Annotated in this window: 20 protein-coding genes; 5 read left to right on the top strand and 15 right to left on the bottom strand. The window is 67.1% G+C overall.

Going from position 1 to position 21,708, the window contains the following annotated elements; translation table 11 throughout:
• Positions 1-4 precede the first annotated feature (4 nt).
• The 6 genes from ACOCMH_RS18760 to ACOCMH_RS18735 are packed head-to-tail and all read right to left on the bottom strand — an operon-like array spanning position 5 to position 6,508.
• The gene (locus tag ACOCMH_RS18760; RefSeq protein WP_427312484.1) at positions 5-3,277 is read right to left on the bottom strand and encodes a pilus assembly protein; all 3,273 of its coding nucleotides are present in this window, start codon (positions 3,275-3,277) and stop codon (positions 5-7) included.
• A gap of 40 nt (positions 3,278-3,317) precedes the next feature.
• Positions 3,318-3,875 carry a pilus assembly PilX family protein gene (locus ACOCMH_RS18755; RefSeq protein ID WP_427312483.1) on the bottom strand — a complete coding sequence of 186 codons (558 nt, stop codon included), beginning with the start codon at positions 3,873-3,875 and terminating at the stop codon, positions 3,318-3,320.
• 32 nt (positions 3,876-3,907) lie between these two features.
• Complete coding sequence (locus ACOCMH_RS18750) at positions 3,908-4,981, bottom strand: PilW family protein (protein ID WP_427312482.1); 1,074 nt, start codon at positions 4,979-4,981, stop codon at positions 3,908-3,910.
• The gene (pilV, locus tag ACOCMH_RS18745; RefSeq protein WP_427312481.1) at positions 4,978-5,598 is read right to left on the bottom strand and encodes a type IV pilus modification protein PilV; all 621 of its coding nucleotides are present in this window, start codon (positions 5,596-5,598) and stop codon (positions 4,978-4,980) included. Before pilV ends, ACOCMH_RS18750 begins: the two co-directional genes overlap by 4 nt.
• On the bottom strand, positions 5,595-6,089 hold the full coding sequence (locus ACOCMH_RS18740; RefSeq protein ID WP_427312480.1) for a GspH/FimT family pseudopilin: 495 nt from the start codon (positions 6,087-6,089) through the stop codon (positions 5,595-5,597). The genes pilV and ACOCMH_RS18740 overlap by 4 nt, the downstream gene beginning before the upstream one ends.
• 2 nt (positions 6,090-6,091) lie before the next feature.
• Positions 6,092-6,508, bottom strand: coding sequence for a type IV pilin protein (locus ACOCMH_RS18735; protein ID WP_427312479.1), 417 nt, complete (start codon positions 6,506-6,508; stop codon positions 6,092-6,094).
• A 395-nt stretch (positions 6,509-6,903) separates the two neighbouring features.
• On the opposite strand from ACOCMH_RS18735, the gene ACOCMH_RS18730 reads away from it, so the two are divergent.
• Positions 6,904-7,821 carry a MurR/RpiR family transcriptional regulator gene (locus tag ACOCMH_RS18730; RefSeq protein ID WP_427312478.1) on the top strand — a complete coding sequence of 306 codons (918 nt, stop codon included), beginning with the start codon at positions 6,904-6,906 and terminating at the stop codon, positions 7,819-7,821.
• Between the two features lie 45 nt (positions 7,822-7,866).
• Here ACOCMH_RS18730 and ACOCMH_RS18725 read toward each other — a convergent pair whose 3' ends face one another.
• The 4 genes from ACOCMH_RS18725 to ACOCMH_RS18710 form a co-directional block, all read right to left on the bottom strand.
• Positions 7,867-8,217: a hypothetical protein gene (locus tag ACOCMH_RS18725; protein WP_427312477.1), complete on the bottom strand. Its 351-nt coding sequence runs from the start codon at positions 8,215-8,217 to the stop codon at positions 7,867-7,869.
• Between the two features lie 48 nt (positions 8,218-8,265).
• Positions 8,266-9,720 carry an HdeD family acid-resistance protein gene (locus ACOCMH_RS18720; RefSeq protein ID WP_427312476.1) on the bottom strand — a complete coding sequence of 485 codons (1,455 nt, stop codon included), beginning with the start codon at positions 9,718-9,720 and terminating at the stop codon, positions 8,266-8,268.
• 129 nt (positions 9,721-9,849) lie between these two features.
• Positions 9,850-10,356, bottom strand: coding sequence for an ion channel (locus tag ACOCMH_RS18715; RefSeq protein WP_427312475.1), 507 nt, complete (start codon positions 10,354-10,356; stop codon positions 9,850-9,852).
• Positions 10,357-10,577: 221 nt separating this feature from the next.
• Entirely contained in the window at positions 10,578-11,162 is a 585-nt protein-coding gene (locus tag ACOCMH_RS18710) for a hypothetical protein (protein ID WP_427312474.1), read from the bottom strand.
• Between the two features lie 370 nt (positions 11,163-11,532).
• Between ACOCMH_RS18710 and ACOCMH_RS18705 the strand changes: the two genes are divergently transcribed.
• A complete protein-coding gene (locus ACOCMH_RS18705; RefSeq protein ID WP_427312473.1) occupies positions 11,533-11,781 on the top strand; it encodes a hypothetical protein in 249 nt (82 codons plus the stop codon).
• An 84-nt stretch (positions 11,782-11,865) separates the two neighbouring features.
• On the opposite strand, the gene ACOCMH_RS18700 is transcribed toward ACOCMH_RS18705, so the two are convergent.
• Positions 11,866-12,204, bottom strand: coding sequence for an RcnB family protein (locus ACOCMH_RS18700; RefSeq protein ID WP_427312472.1), 339 nt, complete (start codon positions 12,202-12,204; stop codon positions 11,866-11,868).
• A gap of 384 nt (positions 12,205-12,588) precedes the next feature.
• On the opposite strand from ACOCMH_RS18700, the gene ACOCMH_RS18695 reads away from it, so the two are divergent.
• Entirely contained in the window at positions 12,589-13,758 is a 1,170-nt protein-coding gene (locus ACOCMH_RS18695) for a diguanylate cyclase (protein WP_427312471.1), read from the top strand.
• An 83-nt stretch (positions 13,759-13,841) separates the two neighbouring features.
• Here the strand turns inward: ACOCMH_RS18695 and ACOCMH_RS18690 are convergent, their stop codons facing one another.
• The 4 genes from ACOCMH_RS18690 to ACOCMH_RS18675 all read right to left on the bottom strand — a co-directional run bounded on the left by ACOCMH_RS18690 (position 13,842) and on the right by ACOCMH_RS18675 (position 17,651).
• On the bottom strand, positions 13,842-14,360 hold the full coding sequence (locus ACOCMH_RS18690) for a hypothetical protein (protein WP_427312470.1): 519 nt from the start codon (positions 14,358-14,360) through the stop codon (positions 13,842-13,844).
• Between the two features lie 11 nt (positions 14,361-14,371).
• Positions 14,372-15,193, bottom strand: a complete 822-nt coding sequence (locus ACOCMH_RS18685) for a DUF2092 domain-containing protein (protein WP_427312469.1) — start codon at positions 15,191-15,193, stop codon at positions 14,372-14,374.
• A gap of 435 nt (positions 15,194-15,628) precedes the next feature.
• Positions 15,629-16,186 (bottom strand): single-stranded DNA-binding protein, encoded by a 558-nt coding sequence (locus ACOCMH_RS18680; protein ID WP_427312468.1) that lies wholly within the window; start codon positions 16,184-16,186, stop codon positions 15,629-15,631.
• Positions 16,187-16,400: 214 nt separating this feature from the next.
• Complete coding sequence (locus tag ACOCMH_RS18675; RefSeq protein ID WP_427312467.1) at positions 16,401-17,651, bottom strand: MFS transporter; 1,251 nt, start codon at positions 17,649-17,651, stop codon at positions 16,401-16,403.
• 224 nt (positions 17,652-17,875) lie between these two features.
• On the opposite strand from ACOCMH_RS18675, the gene uvrA reads away from it, so the two are divergent.
• Positions 17,876-20,737, top strand: a complete 2,862-nt coding sequence (gene uvrA, locus ACOCMH_RS18670) for an excinuclease ABC subunit UvrA (protein ID WP_427312466.1) — start codon at positions 17,876-17,878, stop codon at positions 20,735-20,737.
• A gap of 138 nt (positions 20,738-20,875) precedes the next feature.
• The gene (locus ACOCMH_RS18665) at positions 20,876-21,658 is read left to right on the top strand and encodes a hypothetical protein (RefSeq protein ID WP_427312465.1); all 783 of its coding nucleotides are present in this window, start codon (positions 20,876-20,878) and stop codon (positions 21,656-21,658) included.
• Positions 21,659-21,708: the final 50 nt, after the last annotated feature.

Raw genomic sequence — 21,708 nt, 5'->3', positions numbered from 1 at the left:
GCGCTCAGGTCTTGTCGCTCTGCGTGTACCAATAAGTGCGCTTGCGCTTGCCGGCACTGGCGGGCTTCACTTCCTGGCCGCCCAGCGAAGACTTGTCGTCGCCGCCGCTGGCGCCAGCCTTGCCACCGCCGATCAGCACCGGCACCAGCCGGGTCGAGCCATCGGTCTGCGTGACCGACACCATGCCGAACACCGGCGACGGCGGCAGCCCGCCGTTATCGAACTTGACGTAGCGCGGCCCGTTGTTCATGCCCAGCCCGGTCAGGAACGACACCGCGTAGCCCCGCGCCTCGCCCAGGTCGGGGTAGCAGGCGCCCGGCAGGATCTTGGACGGCGTGTTGGTGCCGAAGTAGGTGTAGCCCGCCACGGTCAGCGGTGCATTGACCGCCTTCTCGCCGGCTTCGAGCGCCAGGTAGAAGCCGCTCGCCGTGGCCGTATCGCGGTAGGCCACGCTGGTCGCGTCCACCAGATCCGGCTCGCGGACCGGGCTCCAGGTTTCCGGCGGCCTGCCCTCGACATTCGGGTCTTTCACCATGTAGAAGCGGTTGCGCACGTTCTGCGCCGCGCCCGGGGTCTGGCTCAGCGAATACAGCGGCTTCTCGCGGTCGCCGGAGGCGATCATCACGGCGTCGTACTTGCCGGTGGCGACCACATCAGGCGGATAGAGGAACTTGCGCGCGTCGTTGCTGTTCACGGCGCCGCCAAGCTGGGCCAGCTTGCCGATGCTCCAGGTCGAGGGCACGTCGGTTTCGAGCGCGCCGAAGTCGATGCGCCAGAGATTGCCGCCCACGTCGCCGACGTAGGCCTTGTCGGCATAGCCATCGCCATTGCGGTCGACCACCGCAACGTCGGATGGAATCGCGCGGCTGTCGATGGTGACGCAGGTGCCCGTGGTGATACCGCTGCAGTTCGCCAGCGCGGCCCACACCACTGAGCCCGTGCCGGCGTCGAGCACCAGCACGCCGCGTCCCTGCTTGTTCGTCGCCGTGGGGTCGCCCGCGAGCGCCGGGTCGCTGTCCTCGCCGTCCGGGTCGTAGCCCGCGCCCATGATCAGCACTGGCTTCTGGTAACCGCGCACGCGCATCACGCGCGGCTGCGACCAGGTCTGGCCCAGTTCCGGGATATCGGCACTGGTCTTGCTCCACAGGTATTTGGGCTGCGCCGGATCGCTGACGTCGAGCGCATACACCAGGCGGCCGCCGCGCCGTGCGGTCAGGTAGATGGTGACCTCGGGTGCGGCCGGATTGCTCAGGTTCTGGTAGACCGTGGTGGTGCCGTCGAAGAAATAATCGCGCGGCGTGAACTGGACTTCGGCGGTGTCCTGGGGGCTGCCCGTCAGCCGCACCTCGGGCGCATTGTTGTAGAGCCGCGCCAGCTTGCCGTAGAACTCGGGCGCGATAAAGCCCCAGAGTTCGCCGCCGGCGCGCACCGTGCCGGCGCTGGTGGAAATGGCACCGGTGCGGTTGCCGTTGACGGCGTGGAATACGCCGTCATTGGCGCCGTAGAACACCACCACGCCGGTGCTGCTGCCGTAGTCGACCACCACCGGGCGCGAGTGCAGCACGTCGCCGTGGATCGAGCCGCGCACCGTAACGTTGCCGCCCGGACCGGGCTCGGCCTCCTTCTTCGGGTCGGTGCCGGTCAACGCGGCAAAAACGTCCTTGCCGCGCACCCAATCGATCATGTTGGCCACGTCCGCCGCCGTGGTCTTCAGCAACGACGGGCCGCTGCCCTCGGTCAGGGCCTTGTTGGCGGCGTTGAAGGCAGCCAGCGCCGTGCCCTTGCTGCACTTCGCGTCGGCGCAGGTCAGCAGGCGGCGCGCGCCCTGGCCTGTCAGGTAGTCGGCACGCAGCATTTCGCCGGCGCCGCCCTTCTCGACGATCTCGCCGTCGGGCGCGTCCTTGGCGTTGCGCAGCTGCGCCGAGGCATTCTTCCAGAAGCCGTCGGCCGGCCAGTCGGTCACCATGCTGGAATTGGCCACCTGTTTGGGCGGGTCCTCGGTCCAGTAGCTGCGCGCGTTGGGCGAGATAAACCCGGTGCCGGCATTGCTGATCGCGCTCTTCGAGGTCTGCTCGGTGCCGCCAGGCACGCCGGCATCCAGCATTACCAGGTTGCCTTTGGTGTCGTAGCCCAGCTTGTATTGCTTGAGGTTGCCGACCCAGCGCGGGCGCGCCTTGCCGTCCGGGCGGAACATGCCGATGTAGACCTGGTTCAGGTACGAGCCCTGCCCGTTCACGCTGACCGGCAGGCTGACCGAGGCGAACACGTTGTTGACCGCCTGCATCTCGTTGAAGATGTCCTTCAGCGCCTTGGCCAGCGCGTCGTCGTCGCCGGCTCGCACCGTGAAGTTGCCGCCGCCGCCCTTGCTGGCCATGCTGTTGACGAACTCCAGGTAATCCAGGCTTTGCTTGCTGCCGTCAGTGACGCCGATGGTGTAGGTGATGATGTTCTGGCGCGTCGCCGTGGCCGAACCCGCGTTGTTGGCGGCGTTCAGGTCCATGCCGTTGAGGAAGCGCGCCCATTCATCGCCCCAGTTGTCGATGTTGTTGGCCTTGGACAGCGGGATCGGCGTCAGCTGGGCAGCGGTGGCGCCCGCCGCCCTGAGCGCGTTGTAGGCGTCCTGGCCGGTGTCCTGCGGCTTGCCGTTGTTGAGCGCGTTGGCGATGTAGATGATGAAGTTCTTCTGGCACGGATTGCTGATCGGCGACTTGTACGTGGTGCCGGACAAGCCCGTGTTGCCGGAAAAGAACGCCCACGCTTCCTGCATGGCGCCGCCGACCTGCGAGTTATTGGAACTGTCCTTGGTGCGGTCGATGCTCTTGATGAACGCCAGCATCTCGGGCCCGCCCGACGTCTTGTCCAGCAGCACCAGTCCGGACGGCGCGGTCGGCGGCTTGACGTTCGGGAAGCGGAACTGGGCGCCGGAGTTGTTGCTGTCCCCGAACATCATCACGCCGAGGTTGATCTTGCCGGCGGTATTGGGGTCGTTGATCAGGTCCGACACCGCCTTGTACAGCGCGCACTGTTCGGCGCCGACGTTGTTGTTCTGGTTGTTCGGACCTACCACGCCCGCCATTTCGCAATCGACCTGCGCATTGGCATTCCATGCCGAGGCGTTGTCCAGGATCAGCAGCACGTTGGGCCGCGCGCCGGAGTTGCTCTGCAGGCCGGTGAACAGGTCGATGTCTTCAGCCAGCGCCGCGGGCGCGGCAGCCAGCCCGAGCAGGGCCGTGGCACAGGCGGCATAGGCGCGAAGCCGGCGGGCAGGCATGGGCATGCTGGTTCTTCCTTTCAGGATCTGGTTCGCGCCCGTGGCATCAGGGGCAGGTGGAGCCATACAGCGTGCGCACGGCCACGCCCTGGTGCACTGTCGCGACGGTGCCGGTGTTGTTGGCGTCATTGACGGTGGCGGCGACGTCCCACTGTGTATCGTTGCAAAGCGAGCTGACCACGCTGGCGCCGCCTGGCCCCACCACGAGGTTGCCGTTGCCGGTGCTGCTGCCGAGCGTGCATTCGGCATCTTCCGGGTGCTTCTCCGGATCGATCACCTTCGCCACCGGCTTGCTGGTCACGCAGGTGGGCGCGGCCACTTGCGCGACGTAATCCGCCATGCCATCGCCGGTCACGTCCACCGGCACGTCCACCGCCACCGGCGCCTTGGTGAAATCGTTGCTGATCACCTGCTCGATCGCCTGCTGCGCCACGTCGCGCGCCTCGGCGCTGTGCTGCTGGTTGGATGCCACCTTGACGTTGATCAGGCCCGCATTGACCATGGCCATCGCGATCAGCAGGAACAGCACCATGAACACCAGCGTCACCACCAGCGTGACCCCGGATTGCCTGCGGCGCAGCGCGCCTGCGCTTGACTTCATCATGGTTCTCTTCGCAGTGTGGTGCCGGTGCGGCGTCATTGCTCGCGCAACCCGGCCACGTTGACCAGGCGCGCCACCTGGGCGTAGACGTGGCGCTTGTAGCCGTCGTTGAACGGCCCCGCGGCCGCCGCGCGGCCGAGTTCATAGGTGCGGTTGTCGGTGTGGCCGCCGCTGGGCTTGAGCGTGCGCGCCAGCAGGTGCACGCGCACGGTGGTGACATTGGCCAGGTTGTTGATCGCCACGCCCCAGTCGTAGCCCGGCACGGCGGTGCAGATTGCGCCGTTGTTGGCGCGCGGGTCCGTCACATAGCAGTCGGCCGAGCCGTTGCTGTCCTGGTCCACGCCATATTGCACATGCAGGTCCTGTACGCCCTGCGCCACCGAGCGCGACTGGAACGCGCCGTTGACCAGCTCGGCCATCTTCAACGTGGGAATGCCGTCGCCGCCGTTGCTGCAGCGGTCGCAGCCAGCCAGGTAGAAGATGCGCACCATGGCGCGGCGCAATTCGGCCGGCTGTGCCGCATCGCAAGCCTTGGTGCGCAAGCCGAAGGCCGCCGCGCCGCTGGCATCGAAGACGAAGCTCTGCGCGTCCTGCGAGCAGGCCGAGACCTGCAGGTAGGCCGATCCCGGCGCGGGCGCCACCACCGGTGTGGTCGACACGCGCCGCACCACCAGCACCTCGGAAGTCGGCGCCAGGTCCGGCAGGCACGGGGCCGCCACGCCGGGCGCATAGCCGGTCAGCGCCACCGGCACGGTTTCGGCGGTGGGCGAGAAGCCCAGCGCGGCCGCGTCGGTCGCGCACAGCGCCGGCTCCGCGGCCTTGCTGCCGCGCGCGATATTGCCCACGCCGAAGAATCCGGCCAGTTCCACTTCGCGCCGGATCTGCTCCAGCGCGTAGCGTCCGTTTTCGACCTGTTCGGCGGCCTTGGTGAACTCGGTGCGCGACAGGCTGTTGGCGTAATACAGGCTGGCCAGCGCGGTCAGCAGCACCAGGCCAATGGTGATGCCGATCATCAGCTCGACCAGCGAAATGCCGCGCTGGCGGCGCAGACGCGTGGCGGGACGCACGGCGCGCCGACTGGATGGATTAGGGAAGCGCGGCGCGGTCATGACACGGTCCCGAGCGTGCCGATGCGGATCTGCGTGCTGACCGCGCGGCGATTGGCGTCGTTGCCGTACTGGTCCTTGCCGCAGCCCAGCGCCGGCGCGGCCGTGGTGGCCAGGCCCTGCCACGCCACGGTGATGCGGTAGATCTGGTTGACGGCGTCGACGGTCTCGATGCAGCCGCGCGCGCCGATCATGGCGCCCACGGCCTGGGCCGGATCGACGGCGCTGGCGCCCGGACGCTTTTCGGCGCTGCCGAGCAGCGCCGCGCTCCAGGCCAGCAGGTCCGCGTCGGCGGTGGCGTTCTGCGCGGCGCTGCCTTGCGTGCACGCGGCCGGCGGCGCGGCCGCGCTGCCCAGCTGCATGCCGGCAGCACCGTTGGCATAGCACGCTGCCACCTGGCGGTTGGCATTCAGGCGCGCGGCCATGTCCTGCAGCAGCGCCAGCGCCTGCACGCGCTGATAGGACTCCATCTCGGTCTGCCCCGAGCGCGCCACCAGCCCGGCCGTGCCCAGCAGCGCGACCAGCAGGATCACCACCGCCACCAGCACTTCGATCAGCAGGAAGCCGGCCTGCGTACGGCGCGCCGGCAGGCGCCGCCGCGGCGAAGTGATGCGTGTCATGTGCAGGCTCCGGTGGAGGAGGCGATGCGGCCGGTCTCGCTGACCTGCACGCAGACGCGCGTCGTGGCCGAAGCCTCGCCGCTGGGCGCAACCTCGAAGGTCATCGCCGCGCCCGTCAGCCGGCCGTCGTTGCCAACAGCCAGGCCGCCGGCCGAACTGGGCGTGATGGTAAGGCCGCCATAAGGCCCGAACGAACGTACCGTCTCGGCGCCCGCGCTGACCGTCCATCCGGCGGTCCAGGCGGCGCCGGCCGGTGCCAGCGAGACCGTGGCATTGCGCTTGACCGCCTCGCTGCGCGCCAGCACCAGCGCCGAAGCCAGGTCGAGCGAGGCGCTGCGCACGCGCTGGCTGGCGAGCAGCGCGGCAAAGGAAGGGGCCGCCGCGACTGCCAGGATCGCCAGCACCGACAAGGCGCACAGCAGCTCGATCAGCGTAAAGCCGCGGCGGGCCGGCCGCCGCCGGTCATTGGCGCGGGAAGGGCTGGGCCGCATGGTCAGTTCCAGCAGTTGGCGCCGGCGCCCGACGCGGATTTGGCGCCGGCGCTGGTCAGCGTCAGCGTGCCGCAATCGGTGTCGCCGAGCTGGCTGCCCTTGGGCGCGGCCACGATGCGGTAGCCCGGCGGCAGCGCCGCGTTGGGTGTCACGGTGACGTCGTAGCGCGTATCCAGCCCGGCGGGCACCGACATGCCGAGCGCGCCGAGGCTGGCGGCATAGGCCCGGTTGTCGACCAGGAAGCGCTCCTGCGCGCCCGCGACCTCGAGCATGAAGGATTCGATCGCCGCGCGGTTCGAGCGCACCACGTAACGGCTGTAGTTGGGAATGGCGACGGCGGCAAGAATGGCGATGATCGCCACGGTGATCATCACCTCGATCAGCGTGAAGCCATGCGGCGGCCTGCCCCGGCATGGCATGCCGGCAGCCCCCTGAACCCCGCCAGGCTGGATTCCGATGCTGGATCCGACCCCCGGGATGACCCTGAATATGACCCGAAACGGCGGGTTGACCCTCCCGCCGTGTCGCACTGCCGGGCTTCTATGTCCCATGCTCGCGCTCCGATACTCTTTATGTTCCGGACGACCTAATGCCGGAGGTTATGGCGCGGAGTGTAAGTCACGATCTGCCAGGTAGGTAAGGAAAATACGATGCGGCGCGGATGGCGTTGTAGCGAACAGACAGTGCTTCCTGCCATCTGTGCGTCAGGGGATACAGCTTCGGCTCGCGGTGGACGTTGATCCTCACGCCGCTCGGCGGTGCGTAACCGCGGACAGCTGTGCAACAATCGTTACATCCCGAAACCGGAGCACCCATGCCGTCCGATCCTACCGCCTCGTCCCGGCCCGGGCCGTCGGCGCCCCCGCCCGACCTGGAAGCATTGCTGGCATCGCTGCGCCGCGGCTTTCCCGCCCTCAGCACCCAATTCCAGGGCGGCGCCCGCTACCTGCTCGACCATCCGCAAGACGTGCCGGTGCTGTCGATGCGCAAGATCGCGGCCAGTGCCGGGGTACAGCCCGCCACCCTGGTGCGGCTGTCGCAGCACCTCGGTTTCGATGGCTGGCAGGCCATGCGCGAGCTGTTTGTCGATGCGCTGCGCGGCGGCACCCAGCCGTATGCGCGCCGCGCGCGCAAGGTGGTGCGCGAAAGCAGCGCCAGCCGCATGCTGGGCGAGATGCTGGAGGCGCAGCACCACAACCTGGACCGGATCGCCGCCAGCAACGAGAAGACGCTGCCGCAAGCCGCCGAGTTGCTCTCGCACGCGGCCTGCGTGCATGTGGCCGGTTTTCGCTCGTGCTTCCCGATTGCGTTCACCTTCCACTACGTCTACCGGCTGTTCCGCAGCACCGTACACCTGATCCGCGCCGATGCCGGCACGCTGGAGATGGAGCTGCGCGGGCTGGCGCCCAAGGATGCGGTGGTGGTGGTCAGCTTCGCCCCGTACTCGCAGGAAAGCATCCGGGTGGCCGAGGCCGCGCGCGAGTGCGGCTGCAAGGTGATCGCGCTAACCGACAGCACGGTGGCGCCGATCGCGCTGGCCGCGGACTGCACGCTGCTGTTTTCGGTGGAAAGCCCGTCGTTCTTCCCGTCGATCACGGCCGGCGTGGCCGTGGTCGAGGCGCTGGTCGAACAACTGCTGGCCCGCAAGGGCAAGGGCGCCATCCGCGCGCTGGAACAGGCCGAGGGCGAACTGCACCGCACCGGCGCCTACGTGACGCCCGGCCACGGCTGAGCGCGCGCAGCGGCGCGAGGCCTGGCGAACACGCGGCCGGGCGGCTTACTGCATGCACTTCTCCCCGTACGCCTGCTGCAGCGACTTCCTGGGCCGGTCCCGTTCCAGCTCCGGCACCATGCGGCCCTGGGCGGTTTCGATGGCCGGCTCGGTGGCGCGGTACTCGCGCTTGGGCGCCTGCGCGATCTGGTCGGCCAGCGCACGGCACTCGTCCGACTGGATGCTGCCCGGCGTCGCCGCGGGGTCGGGACGGTAAGGGCTGGTGCCTTGCTGCACGGCTTCATTGATGGCGGCAGCGGCACCGCCCTGGTCCGGCCTCTGTGCATGCGCACCGCATGTCACCGCCAGGGCGGCGACGGCGGCAACGCGGAGCAGGGCTCGCGGGGGTCTCGGCATGATGAAGTTCCTCCTCTGGCTCGGCTGGTTTCGGCAAACACAGCGACTTTAATCGTTCGTGCCCGGCCTGGCATGACCCGCGCTACCGGCGCTTGCGGCATCTGCGACCCTGCCGGCCCCCGCACCCGCCCCGCTCGCGGGAGTGTGCGCGGCCGCGCGCCAGTCCTGGCGCTGGCGCCGCATCTGTCCCAGCGCCATGCGGGTCATGCTGGCCCACCCGGACGGCCGAGGATCGGCCAGCATGCTCAGCGCGCGGGCGTAATCCAGCGTCAGCCCCGGGGTCCAGGCCATGGTCTTGGCGCGCTTGCGGATCTGCGCCGCCACCCATAGCTCCGGCGTGGCCAGCAGCCGCCACAGCGGCCGCCAGCCGCGGGCCTGGCGCCAGACCCGCGCCGAAGCGCCTTCCAGCGCCGCTTCCAGCGCGTGCGAGACCGTGCTGGAGCAATTGCGGTAGGTCAGGTTGTAGGTGGTGTCCTGCCGGTACGCCTCCCAGAAGCGGCGCAGGCGCTCGCGATCGTAGTTGCGGATGCGCACCTGTACCGTCGACGGGCACCAGGCGCGCGCTTCGGTCTGGTAGTCCGGCTGGAACTTGCCCGCCACGTCGTTTTCGCGGGTGGCGCGCAGGATGCGGGCGAAATCGTCGGGCGAGCGGTCGATCTCTTCGGCCGGATACAAGCTGATGTAGATGCCCTCGGGGGATTCCAGCGCGGCATGGCCGGTGGAGATGACCCCGTCGCGGTCCACCGCGGCGATATAGCGGTCTACCAGTGGCTGGCGGCGCGCTTCGCCGCGGGCGGAGCCAACCGGGGTCCAGACGTGCACGGTCAACGCATGCTCGCCGGGCTCGGGCGGGCCATCCCACAGGGTCAGGTCGGACGCGTCGCTGGCGGCGCCGGCGGCCTCGGCGGCGTGAGCGGGCGCGGCACCGGCGGGATCCATGCCGGGGTTGCGGTCCAGCCGGCGCAGGCGCGTGGCCAGCAGCCACAGATTCCAGCCGCCGAAGATCAGCCCCAGGCCAAGGCAATACGGCACGGTGCCGACGTAGTGGGTAGGATACGGCTGATAGAAGAAGATCGCGACCAGGATCTCGAACACGCCGACGGCGACTGCCAGGCGCCAGGTGCGAAAGCGCACCACCCGCGCCGACACGATCTGCAGCAGGCCGTCAGCCAGGAACAGCGTGGCGAAGATCATCGACAGCACGAAGTGGCCGTGATGGTGGCCGGCCAGGATCAGCGCCGCGGCAAAGCAGAACGACACGCCCTTGACCTGGCGCAGCGTGCGCTGCCCGCCGATGCCGCTGCGCGCCACCACCAGCGTGGCCAGGCCTTCGAGCAGCAGCACCACCGCGAACGGCGTCATCGGGAAGTAAATGGCGTGATCCAGTGCATCGACAAACATCACGATGCCCAGCAGCACGCTTACGCACCCCAGCCACAGCAGGCCGCGCCAGCGCGCGCGCAGGTAGTCCACACCCAGCAGGATCATTACCAGTCTTGCCATGTCCGGTTATCCCCATTTCTTGTTGGGCACGGCGAGCGGCCCGTGGTTTGAGCACAGACGCGATCCGCACCGGAAAGCAGGAACCAGCCGGGGAGCGATGCCGACAAGCGATGCCGACGGACGATGCCGTCAGACCCGGCCGCGGCGATGCTCGCCCGCTTCGTCGCGCTCCAGTTCCCAGTCGCGGCGCATCATGACATAGGTGAACGAGGTGGACCAGCCGATCAGGATCAGGCCGACCAGCGGCTCGATACTGGCGATCAGGCGGCTGGCGCCCACCGGAACGATATCGCCCAGGCTCTGCGTGGTAAAGGTTTCCAGTGCGAAGTAGGCATAGACCAACGCGCCCGGCTGCGCGCGCGCGGCCTCGACCCCGGGCACCGCCACGCCGGCCAGTCCGCCCAGTCCCAGCACGCGGTCGGCAAACCAGAAGCCCACGGCGAACAGCAGCGCCTCGAGGCAATGGACCAGGATGATACAGACGATCAGCACGCCGATATTCATGCGCCCGCTCCAGCGCCGCGGGTGCATCGCGGACAGCAGGCGCAGCGCCTCGTAGTGGATGCCGACCACCGTCACGGTCAGCACGGCGGCGCACAGCAGGGCCAGCGAATAATGTTCGGCAGAGGTTTCCATGCGCGGGGGCGCTCCCGTTTGGCGTCGGTGCGATCGGGATGGTAAGGACCAGGCCGGGCAAAAAAAATGACGCCCTCCAAAATAACACCGGAAGGCGTGGGGGAAAACCAGGACGCGCTACATGGCCCGCGCGCTTCGTGCGCCGGCGGCCCTGGCAGAGGGTTGGAGGCGGCCTGGCGGCCGTGTTGTGTTGCAGGGCGCGAGGCGGCGCCGTGGTTCAGTCAGGGCTTGCACGACAGGTTCACGTACAGCCCGCCGCCCCAGTTGAAGGCGGTGTTGCCGCTGACCTGGACCTGGACTACGTCGTTGGCGGCCACCGGCATGGTGGCCGGCGTCGAGCAGGTGCGCTCGCCGTCGTTGAGCACGCATTGCGACGCGTCGGTGATGGGCAGCACGTCGAGGTGGTCCAGCGCCGTGCCGCTGGCCACCCGGTGCGCCGTGACCGTGTATGCCGCATCGGCCGGCACCTCGCCCGCCAGGATCGCGGTCAGGGTGAAGCCGCCCTCGCAGGCCACGGGCATCACCGCGCCGAAGTACGGGTCGCTGCGCTGCAGCGTCAGCCCGGAACCGGTCATGACATAGGTCCCGACGCCGCCCGGCGGGGCCGTGACGGCGAAGTTGGCGGTGTAGACGGCGCCGCCCGTGCCGGGCTTGCCCGGGTCGCCTTTCTCCCCGGTCTCGCCTTGCGGCCCCGGCTCGCCCCGGTCGCCTTTGTCTCCCCGCTCCCCCTTCTCTCCGGCCGGGCCTGGCGCGCCGTCGGCGCCTGCCGGGCCCGCGGGGCCGACCGGACCGGGCAGGCCGACCACCGATATTCCGGCTGGCCACCCATCCGCCGAAAACAGTAAAAATGCCCGGCCATGGCCATGCCCGGCAGGCGCGACTGGCCTGCAGAAAGGCCTGGGCAAATAAGGGACCAGACCACCGGGATAGCCGCGTCTGGTTCCGGCGCTGGTTTCGCCCAAATGGTTGAATAATGGATGAATTGCCAGTGGCATGGCCTGTGGCAGGCCGGCGCGGCAGCGTTCAAAAGAGAAACAAGGAATCGCGACTTACCCCTTCAAGGGGGTTATGTTCCGCGCCGCCGGAATCCGGCCATGATGGCGTCGGCAGGCCTGCCGCCGACGGGGGTGCCATGCACTATGCTGAAGACTCCAACTGTCCTGCGTGGAGGCCACTGTGCGCAAGTTCCTCCCAATCGTCACGGCAATCGTGCTGTGCGGCGCCAGCGGCATGGCGTTCGCCCACAACTGCCCCAACGAGATGAAGGCCATCGACGCCAAGCTGTCGACCAAGCCCGCGCTCTCGCCCGAAGATGCCGCCAGGGTCGCCAAACTGCGCGCCGACGGCGAGGCCTATCACAAGGCCGGCAAGCATGATGAAGCGATGAAGTCGCTGCTCGAGGCGAAGAAAATCCTGGGCATCTGACCGCCGATGCCAGTCACAAGGCAAAACCGCCACGCGTCGCGGCGTGGCGGTTTTCCAGTTTTTGCTGCGGATGCGGGCGCGGCCTCAGGAGCCTGACCCAACCTGCTGGATCACGCCGTTGGGCGCCACCAGATAATACTCCGCGCCAATCCCGACCCAACGCGTACCCTTGCGCGGCGCCGGCAGGTTGTACTGCTTGTAGTCGTCGATCACATACTGGCGATCGCGGAACTCGGTGGGCAGCCGGTCGCCCTTCTTCCACTGCTGCACCTGCACATAGGGCGAGTTCTGCGCCGCGGGCTCAGACGCGGCCATGGGATCGGTCATCGGCCTGGACCTGGTACCGCCCTGCGCCATCGCGAACGGCGCCGCCAGCACGCTTGCCGCCAGCAACAACACTGGCATCGCTTTCTTGGTCTTCATCGTGATCTCCTTGCGTACGGGAAAACCGACCTGCCGGAGGATCCGACAGCATCTACCAGATTAGTCACAAATGCCGGCGAGCGGGGGCCACTGCCTGCCGGACCGGCCAGGGATGTTCACAATTGTTTGCCCGGTGAGCCCCCATTAGGGGGGAGCCCCCGACGCCACCCCTGACTAGAATGCACTCCGACAGAAACACTTTGTTACCAGCGGTTGCCGTCAGTTTGTTTGCTGCGGCGCGCTCTGCGGGCCCGTCGACGGCGCGACACAGCGCCCCGGCGCGGGCACATGCCGCTTTCCATGTTCCCTGGCTCGCGCGTTTTCACGCGCTTTGCACGCGGGCTTTTTTTCCCTGCCAGAGAACACCAAGACAGGGGACTCTCCGTGTTGCACGATGCCGGTCAATTCCTGGCCCTGCTCAATCCCGGCATGGCCTTGCTGCTTGCGCTCTGCTTCGTGCTCGCATGGCACCACGAGCGCGCCCGGCCCTACCTGCTGCAGGTGGGCGCCTGCTATCTGCTGTATGCCGTGGCGTTTGGCGTGCAGGCCGTGTGGCCGCCGCGCCAGGGCGGCGGGCCTGCCACTGTCACCGGCGCGCTCTACCTGGGCAGCGCCGTGCTGCTGTCGCGCGGCATGCTGGCCCGGATCGGCGTGCGCCCCGACCGCTGCGCGGCGATGGTGTTGCCGCTCGCCCTGTTCGGTGCGCTGGCGTGGTTCGATCTGGTCCAACCGAGCCTGTTCGCGCGCATCTACATTTTGAACATCGGCGTCGCGCTGATCCTGCTGGCGGGCGTTGCGCGACTGGGCCGCCTGCGCACCGGCCGCAACGTGGACCGGGTGCTGTTCTGGGTCTTTGTCGTGTTCGCGCTCCAGTTCCTGCCGCGCACGCTGCTGACGCTGGCGCCGGCCGTGGTGCAGGATGCCGCCGTGCTGCCGCGCACCGCCTACTGGCTATGGCTGCAGGCCACGCTGGCCTTGCTGCTACTGGCGCTCGCCCTGGCGCTGCTGGCAGCGACCGCGCAGGACGTCATCGACCGCCTGCGCCATGAACGCGATACCGATCCGCTGACCCAGCTGCATACGCGCCGCAGCCTCGAAGCCCTGGCGGTGCATCAGGTCCCGCCGCGTCCCGGCGAGCAACTGAGCGTGCTGCTATGCGACCTGGATTTCTTCAAGTTCATCAACGACAACTACGGCCACAGCGCCGGCGATGCGGTGCTGACGCAGGTCGGCCGCATCATCGCCGCAGGCATCCGACGCCGCGATATCGCCGCGCGCCTGGGTGGGGAGGAATTTGTCGTGCTGCTGCCCGACACCCCGCACGACGCGGCGCTGCAGCTGGCCGAACGGCTGCGCCAGACGCTCGAGCAGGCCAGCATTGACGTCCTGCCCGGCATGCACAACGTCACCGCCAGCTTTGGCGTGGCCACGCTGCGGCCTGGCGAAGACCTGGAAGCGCTGCTGATGCGCGCCGACAACGCGTTGTACGCGGCCAAGAACAACGGCCGGAACTGCGTCGAGTGGGAACGGGAGGCCGGCCTGGCGGTGCAATGATGACCCAGGCATCGCGCCCACGCAGCCTGGCCAGACCACTGGTGCCAGTACGCGGCCTGTTGCGGGAGGGCCGGCGCGCCGTGTCAGTAGGGCGCATTCACTACCACGTACTGCGAGCCCTGCGGCTGATACCAGGTACTGCCGCACTGCTGGTAGACCATGCCGCCATAGTTCACCGGCACGCAGCCCGGGGGCACGGAGCGAACCAGGGACCCCACTACCGCGGAGGTGACCGCCACCGTCGCGGTCACTGCGGCCGCCGTTGCGACGGGGTGGTAGTCATTGTCCCAGCCGCAGCAGCCGCCGTGGCTGTCGACGTTTACGTTGACGTTACGGTTCGAATTGATATTCACGTTCCGATTCGCGTTGACACTGTTGACGCTGTTGCTGCGTACGCTATTGGTACGCACATCGGCACGTTGGTTGTCCACCTGTCTGGCGCCGCTGGCCCTTCCCTCCGCGACGTGCCCGCCCCCGCCTGCCGCATGCACGGCAGCGCCACGCCCTCCGCCGCGCGCCTCGGCCGCGGGCATCCAGGCGGATGTAGCGAGCACCAGCGCGGCGATGCACACCGCCAGCTGCCTGCCTGTCGTGAATTCCATGGCGCTCTCCTTTAGCGGGATTTCAACGGAATAAGCTCGGCCTTCGTGGCGTCTTTCGGAGGCGTGAAGGCGAACATGGCATTGCCGAATCTCGGTTTTAAATTCCACTTATAGAGCGTGACGGATTGCGGCCGTGCCTCATCGGCTCGATTGGTGATGACGAGTTTCATGGGCAACGGGCGGCTGCCTGCAGCGATCCAGATCTGCCAGTCGATCTGGCCTTGGCGAAAGGCATAGTGGTTGCACCGTTCGCCGCCAATGATGTCCTGCCCGGCGCTCATGGCAGACTGCATGTTGTCGAGCGGCGCGGCAGACGTGCCCCACAGGAACAAGTCAGCCGAAGGGACTTCCACGCCGAAGCGCTCCCGCAGCCGCTCGACGAGGACGGCGAGGTTATCGCTGAACGCGGCACGCGAGTAGTATTTCTGCTGCGGCGAATAAAGCGTCACAGTGGTGCCGTCGTAGATCAGCTGGCGTTGCGAGCGCGAACTGCGCATGTCGGCACGCAGTCGATTCGGTCGCGCGACGTCGAGATCGGCCGTTGCCGTGTGCTGCAACTTCTGCCCGTCCGCCAACACACGCTCGCCTGACAACTCGATCATGACCTCGAACTGCGTTAGCGTTTGCAGATACTTGCCCATGTCATTGAGCGCGCGCACCGCACCCGGATCGACGGCATTCGCGGCATCGGTCACGGACTCGGCCGGACTCACCGGCGCAGGCGCCGTGGCAGCGCGCTGCGGACCGGCCTCAGGACTGGTGGAAGTGGTCCCTGTGGTACTGCACGCCGACAGCGCGACCACGATAAGACTTAATACCGGTATGCGTGCCATGTTGGAACTCCTTGGTTGAGAGAGGCCGCTACTGACAATCCCCGAGGCGCTATCCAGCAGAGCGGCCTTGAGCGAGCCGTGCCATACAGCAGAAACACACCGGGCTGGTGAATGGCCGCCCCGTCGCCGCCAACGGCACAGGCCAGCGCGCAGTTCGAAAATGCGTGGCATTCCATGTGTGGTTAATCACTGATTCGGCCGGCCCATAGTTGCGCAGCACCATCCAAAAGGCCCATCCGGGCCAATTGCCGGCACAACGTTGCAGGCACCGGCATGGCTTGGGAAGTGAAACTTTTTGTCTGGCTGATTTAGTCTTTTTGCAGTGCTCTGGCCTGCGCGAGACGATCACTCACTTTTTACACTGCCCTAAAAGCAGAAACCCCCGCAGGGCGGGGGTTTCAAGGCAATACTTTACGGTTTAGTCTCAGGTGAAACTCAGAACGGGATATCGTCGTCCATATCCTCGAAGCCATTCGACGCCGGCTGCTGCGGCCGGCGCGCCGCGCCGCCGCCCTGGCCACCGCCCTGGCCGCCACCCTGGCCAGCCTGGCCACGCCCGCCGCCGTAGCCGCCGCCCGACGCTTCGCGGCTGTAGCCACCGCCACCGCCCGCGCCACCGCCGTAGCCGCCTTCGTCACCACCAGCGCCAGCGCCGCCCTGGCGCGAGCCCAGCATCTGCATCTGGTCGGCAACGATTTCGGTGGAGTATTTGTCCTGGCCGGACTGGTCCTGCCACTTGCGGGTGCGGATGCGGCCCTCGATATAGACCGACGAACCCTTGCGCAGGTACTGGGCGGCGATTTCGGCCAGCTTGCCGAACATCGCCACGCGGTGCCATTCGGTGGCTTCCTTCATCTCGCCGGACTGCTTGTCCTTGTAGCGGTCGGTGGTGGCCAGGCGCAGGTTGGTGACGGCGTCGCCGCTGGGCATGTAGCGCGTTTCCGGGTCTGCGCCGAGGTTGCCGACGAGAATGACTTTGTTGACCGATGCCATGTGAATGTTCTCCAAAAGCCACGCGCTGTGTTGAAAAGCGTGGCAATACGATGACGGTAAAAGCGGGTTGTAGTGTGACGCGATACGGCGGCGACGTAAACGAAACAACGTAAACGAACATCGCGCCCCCCGCCAGGATGCCGGGTGGCGCGATGATGCTAGGCCTCTTTCAGGCCCGAATGCTTTACGAAGTGATGCGAAACCGGGAGCAGGATCAGGCCGCGGTGGCCGGTGCGGCTTGCTGGCCCCGTGCCGGCGGCGCCTTCATGCTCCAGGCGATTATAAGCCAGACCAACAGCACCGCCGCGCAGCCCACGAACACGGCGCTGCGGCCCTCGTGCTTGAGCAGCCAGCCGCCGGCGGCACCGCCCAGGAACAGGCCCAGCGCCTGGGTGGTGTTGTAGACGCCGAGCGCCGCGCCGCGCGCGGCCGCGGCGTAGCGCGACACCAGCGACGGCTGCATCGCCTCCAGCACGTTGAAGGCGACGAAGAACAGCAGCAAGACCCCGACGATCGCCCACAGGCCATGCACCGCGGCGAACAGCAGCTGCACCGCGGTCATCAGCGCGACCGCGCCCAGCAGCACCGGGCGCACGCGGCCGTAGCGCTCGGCTGCCATCATCGGCCCCAGCATCAGCACAAACGACACCAGCACCACCGGCAGGTAGACCTTCCAGTGCTGGTCCAGCGGCATGCCGGCATCGGTCAGCATCGCCGGCACCACCATGAACATCGCCACCTGCGACGCATGCAGCGCCAGCACGCCCACGTTGAGGCGCGCCAGGTCGGCATTGAGCAGCACCTTGCGGAACGGCAGGCGCACCGGGTGCGGCGGCGGCGGGGTGGGCACCAGGAACACCGTTACGCCGATGGCGATCACGCCCAGCACCGACATCAGCCCGAAAATGCCGGACATGCCGATGCTGTGCAGCAGCGGCGAGGCAATCACCAGCGATAGCGCGAAGGTCAGCCCGATGCTGCCGCCCACCATCGCCATGGCCTTGGTGCGATGGCGCTCGCGGGTCAGGTCGGCGATACAGGCGGTGATCGCGGCCGAGATCGCGCCCATGCCCTGCAGCGCGCGGCCGGCAATGATGCCGGAGAGCGTGTCGGAAAACGCGGCCACCAGGCCGCCGGCGATGAACAGCAGCAGGCCCGCCACCATCACCGGCTTGCGCCCGATGCGGTCGGAGAGCCAGCCCAGCGGGATGTGCAGGAAGGCCTGCATCAGGCCGTAGATGCCCATGGCCAGGCCCACGCGCTGGGCGTCGTGCCCGTCGGGCAATCCGCGCGCGTATTCGGCAAAGACAGGCAGGATCAGGAACAGGCCCAGCATGCGCAGCGCGAAGATGCTGGCCAGCGATACCGCGGCGCGCAGTTCGGCGCGCGTCATGCGTTCGCGCGCGGGGGCTTGGGATGCGTCGGCGGCACCCGTATCCGGGGAAGAAGACTGGATCGACGGCATTGCGATCGTGGGATCGTGTGGATTCGGGATGGGGCTGGTTGCCGCTGGGCGGCAACGGTCGGGTCCGCTGGTGGCCGGACAACCCCGGAAACCGAAGTTGGGTATATTAACAGGTTTGCTCCTCCGCGCTTCCCGGGTCACCTGGCCATGCCAGTGGCCCCCAGAGGTGCGCCCGGGCGCGCATTCCGGCCGGGGCGGCCTGCCTGGCGACGACTTTTCGGCATATGGAAGAAATCAAGATCCGTGGGGCGCGTACCCACAACCTGAAGAACATCAATCTCGACCTGCCGCGCAACCGGCTGATCGTGATCACGGGCCTGTCTGGTTCCGGCAAGTCTTCGCTCGCCTTCGATACGCTCTATGCCGAGGGCCAGCGCCGCTACGTGGAATCGCTCTCGGCCTACGCGCGCCAGTTCCTGCAGCTGATGGAAAAGCCCGATGTCGACCTGATCGAGGGGCTGTCGCCAGCCATCTCGATCGAGCAGAAGGCCACCAGCCACAACCCGCGCTCCACCGTCGGCACCGTCACCGAGATCCACGACTACCTGCGCCTGCTGTACGCCCGCGCCGGCACGCCCTACTGCCCCGACCACAACCAGCCGCTGCAGGCGCAAAGCGTGTCGCAGATGGTCGATGCGGCGCTGGCGCTGCCCGAGGACACCAGGCTGATGATCCTGGCGCCGGTGGTGGTCGACCGCAAGGGCGAGCACTCGGACCTGTTCGACAGCATGCAGGCGCAGGGCTTCGTGCGCTTCCGCATCCGCTCGGGCGGCGGCACCGCGCATGAGGCCGAGGCCCGGGTCTATGAGGTCGATGCCCTGCCCAAGCTGAAGAAGACCGAGAAGCACAGCATCGACGTGGTGGTCGACCGCGTGAAGGTCCGCGCCGACCTCAAGCAGCGCCTGGCCGAATCGTTCGAGACCGCGCTGCGCCTGGCCGACGGCCGCGCACTGGCGCTCGAGATGGACAGCGGCAAGGAGCACACCTTCAGCTCGCGCTTTGCCTGCCCGATCTGCTCCTATTCGCTGCAGGAACTGGAGCCGCGGCTGTTCTCGTTCAACAACCCGATGGGCGCGTGCCCGAGCTGCGACGGGCTGGGCCAGATCACCTTCTTCGACCCGAAGCGCGTGGTGGCCTTCCCCAACCTGTCGCTGTCTTCGGGGGCGATCAAGGGCTGGGACCGACGCAACCAGTTCTACTTCCAGATGCTGCAAAGCCTGGCGGCGTACTACGACTTCGACACCGAGACGCCGTTCGAGGAGCTGCCGGAAAACGTGCAGCAGGTGGTGCTGCACGGGTCTGGCGATCTTGAAATCCCGTTCACCTATATCAACGAGCGCGGCCGCACCACGGTGCGCGAGCACGTGTTCGAAGGGATCATCCCCAACCTGGAACGCCGCTACCGCGAGACCGATTCCGTCGCCGTGCGCGAGGAACTGGCCAAGTACCAGAACAACCAGCCCTGCCCCGCCTGCCACGGCACCCGGCTGCGCACCGAGGCGCGCCACGTCAAGCTGGGCGAGGGCGAGCAGGCGCGCGCCATCTTCGAGATCAATGGCTGGCCGCTGCGCGACGCGCTGACGTATTTCCTGACGCTGGACATGCACGGCGCCAAGCGCGAGATCGGCGACAAGATCATCAAGGAGATCACCGCGCGGCTGAACTTCCTCAACAACGTGGGCCTGGACTACCTGTCGCTGGAGCGCAGCGCCGACACGCTGTCTGGCGGCGAGGCGCAGCGGATCCGGCTGGCATCGCAGATCGGCTCCGGGCTGACCGGCGTGATGTACGTGCTGGACGAGCCCTCGATCGGCCTGCACCAGCGCGACAACGACCGCCTGATCGGCACGCTCAAGCACCTGCGCGATATCGGCAATTCGGTGCTGGTGGTCGAGCATGACGAGGACATGATCCGCGCCTGCGACTACGTGGTCGATATCGGCCCGGGCGCCGGCGTGCACGGCGGCATGATCGTGGCCGAGGGCACGCCGCGGCAGATCGAGGACTCGCCGGCTTCGCTGACCGGGCAATACCTGTCTGGCCAGCGCCGCATCGAAGTGCCGAAGCAGCGTGCCGCCCCGGATGAAGAACGGCTGCTGCGCATCGTCAACGCCAGCGGCAACAACCTGCGCAACGTCACCGCCGAGGTGCCGGTGGGCCTGCTGACCTGCATCACCGGTGTGTCCGGCTCGGGCAAGTCGACGCTGATCAACGACACGCTCTACCACGCGGTGGCGCGCCACCTGTACGGATCCACGCCGGAGCCGGCGGCACACGACCGCATCGAGGGGCTGGAGCACTTCGACAAGGTCATCAACGTCGACCAGAGCCCGATCGGCCGCACCCCGCGCTCGAACCCGGCTACCTACACCGGCCTGTTCACGCCGATCCGCGAACTGTTCGCCGGCGTGCCGGCGGCCAAGGAGCGCGGCTACGACCCGGGCCGGTTCTCGTTCAACGTCAAGGGCGGGCGCTGCGAGTCGTGCCAGGGCGATGGCGTGCTCAAGGTCGAGATGCACTTCCTGCCGGACGTGTACGTGCCGTGCGACGTCTGCCACGGCAAGCGCTACAACCGCGAAACGCTGGAGGTGCTGTACAAGGGCAGGAACATCTCCGAGGTGCTCGACCTGACCGTCGAGCAGGCGCATGAGTTCTTCAGCGCGGTGCCGGTGGTGCGGCGCAAGCTGCAGACGCTGCTCGACGTGGGGCTGGGCTATATCCGGCTGGGGCAGTCGGCGACCACGCTGTCGGGCGGCGAGGCGCAGCGCGTGAAACTGTCGCTCGAGCTGTCCAAGCGTGATACCGGTCGCACGCTCTATATCCTCGATGAGCCGACCACCGGCCTGCACTTCCACGATATCGAGCTGCTGCTCAAGGTCATCCACAAGCTGCGCGACCAGGGCAATACGGTTGTCATCATCGAGCACAACCTGGACGTCATCAAGACGGCCGACTGGCTGATCGACATGGGTCCTGAAGGCGGCGCCGGCGGCGGCCAGGTGATTGCGCGCGGTACGCCGGAGGATGTCGCACGGAGCAAGGCGAGCTTTACGGGCAAGTACCTGAAGCCGTTGTTGGCGCGCTAGGGCCCTCGGAACTTTCGGTGATGCGCGGGGCAAGAATCCTCGGGGCTTGCTCGCATCGGCGGTTGTGTTAGTTGCCTTGCATCAAGATGTGGTGACATTGATGGCTTAGGCGCCCGCTCCATCTCCTAACGTGAAGACATGGACGTGTCCCATCACGTCCTTCCTTTACTGGGCAACCAGGAGACGCCGATGCGAAGTCGAATCCAGCATGCGCTCAAGATCACCGCGCTCGGGGCTGCGGCAAGCATGACACCCGCCCTTGCGCAGAATGCGCCTGACAATGCGATACCCAATGCCGATGGGTCCCGCACCATCCTGCGGTCGCAACAACTGCCTGAGGCCAACGAGCGCCACGCGCGGTGGTGCCAGATGCACGGTGCGGTGGACATTACAAACGAAGGCGATGTGACGCTCGGCCCAAAGACATTCGACGGGATCGTCTGTCAATCTCTCGACCCTTCCAAGCCTGGCTTCTCTGGCGCGTACATACCAAAGGATCAGAGCCTGCGCATCATCTCTCCCGACGCCGAGATGGAGAAGCCTCCCTCCATCACTCCGAAATTCCCAAGAAAGTCGCTTGAGCCGGAAAGCTCGCTGGTTCCATATTCGTCTGCGGTAATTCCCACCATAAGCGTCTACCCGAATAACGACTACACCGTAAAGCGAGACGCCATGTTTTATCCCGCTTCCTACGCCATCTTCCATAACTTCACGGGCGGTCCCAGAGGGCGCGTCGTATCGAGCATCCCCTTACTGGGATGCACGTGGAGATGGGAAGGCGTGGTCCAAGAGGGCTCCCATAAAGTCTGGCACTTTATCGGCTGCATCGCGCCCTCGTTCCAGACAGTGGTTGCTACCAACATTGAGGCGTGTGCGGGAATCTTATGCGCGCGTGGGGAAGGGTCATTCGTTGTTGATTAGCTCAGCCGTTTTACAGCCTTCAATGCCTCGGTAGCGATGCGCCACAATTT

It is taken from the genome of Cupriavidus sp. H39 (assembly GCF_050271075.1).
Classification (GTDB): domain Bacteria; phylum Pseudomonadota; class Gammaproteobacteria; order Burkholderiales; family Burkholderiaceae; genus Cupriavidus; species Cupriavidus necator_B.
Note: the sequence above shows the minus strand (reverse complement) of the source record. Positions and strands in the feature narration are given on the sequence as shown.

Excerpts from the sequence above, each read along its gene's own strand:
- uvrA (WP_427312466.1), top strand. The coding sequence starts at position 17,876 with ATGGAAGAAATCAAGATCCGTGGGGCGCGTACCCACAACCTGAAGAAC.
- ACOCMH_RS18750 (WP_427312482.1), bottom strand. The coding sequence starts at position 4,981 with ATGACCGCGCCGCGCTTCCCTAATCCATCCAGTCGGCGCGCCGTGCGT.
- ACOCMH_RS18675 (WP_427312467.1), bottom strand. The coding sequence starts at position 17,651 with ATGCCGTCGATCCAGTCTTCTTCCCCGGATACGGGTGCCGCCGACGCA.
- pilV (WP_427312481.1), bottom strand. The coding sequence starts at position 5,598 with ATGACACGCATCACTTCGCCGCGGCGGCGCCTGCCGGCGCGCCGTACG.
- ACOCMH_RS18735 (WP_427312479.1), bottom strand. The coding sequence starts at position 6,508 with ATGCCATGCCGGGGCAGGCCGCCGCATGGCTTCACGCTGATCGAGGTG.
- ACOCMH_RS18725 (WP_427312477.1), bottom strand. The coding sequence starts at position 8,217 with ATGCCGAGACCCCCGCGAGCCCTGCTCCGCGTTGCCGCCGTCGCCGCC.
- ACOCMH_RS18760 (WP_427312484.1), bottom strand. The coding sequence starts at position 3,277 with ATGCCCATGCCTGCCCGCCGGCTTCGCGCCTATGCCGCCTGTGCCACG.
- ACOCMH_RS18680 (WP_427312468.1), bottom strand. The coding sequence starts at position 16,186 with ATGGCATCGGTCAACAAAGTCATTCTCGTCGGCAACCTCGGCGCAGAC.
- ACOCMH_RS18690 (WP_427312470.1), bottom strand. The coding sequence starts at position 14,360 with ATGGAATTCACGACAGGCAGGCAGCTGGCGGTGTGCATCGCCGCGCTG.
- ACOCMH_RS18665 (WP_427312465.1), top strand. The coding sequence starts at position 20,876 with ATGGACGTGTCCCATCACGTCCTTCCTTTACTGGGCAACCAGGAGACG.
- ACOCMH_RS18755 (WP_427312483.1), bottom strand. The coding sequence starts at position 3,875 with ATGATGAAGTCAAGCGCAGGCGCGCTGCGCCGCAGGCAATCCGGGGTC.
- ACOCMH_RS18740 (WP_427312480.1), bottom strand. The coding sequence starts at position 6,089 with ATGCGGCCCAGCCCTTCCCGCGCCAATGACCGGCGGCGGCCGGCCCGC.
- ACOCMH_RS18730 (WP_427312478.1), top strand. The coding sequence starts at position 6,904 with ATGCCGTCCGATCCTACCGCCTCGTCCCGGCCCGGGCCGTCGGCGCCC.
- ACOCMH_RS18700 (WP_427312472.1), bottom strand. The coding sequence starts at position 12,204 with ATGAAGACCAAGAAAGCGATGCCAGTGTTGTTGCTGGCGGCAAGCGTG.
- ACOCMH_RS18715 (WP_427312475.1), bottom strand. The coding sequence starts at position 10,356 with ATGGAAACCTCTGCCGAACATTATTCGCTGGCCCTGCTGTGCGCCGCC.
- ACOCMH_RS18720 (WP_427312476.1), bottom strand. The coding sequence starts at position 9,720 with ATGGCAAGACTGGTAATGATCCTGCTGGGTGTGGACTACCTGCGCGCG.
- ACOCMH_RS18685 (WP_427312469.1), bottom strand. The coding sequence starts at position 15,193 with ATGGCACGCATACCGGTATTAAGTCTTATCGTGGTCGCGCTGTCGGCG.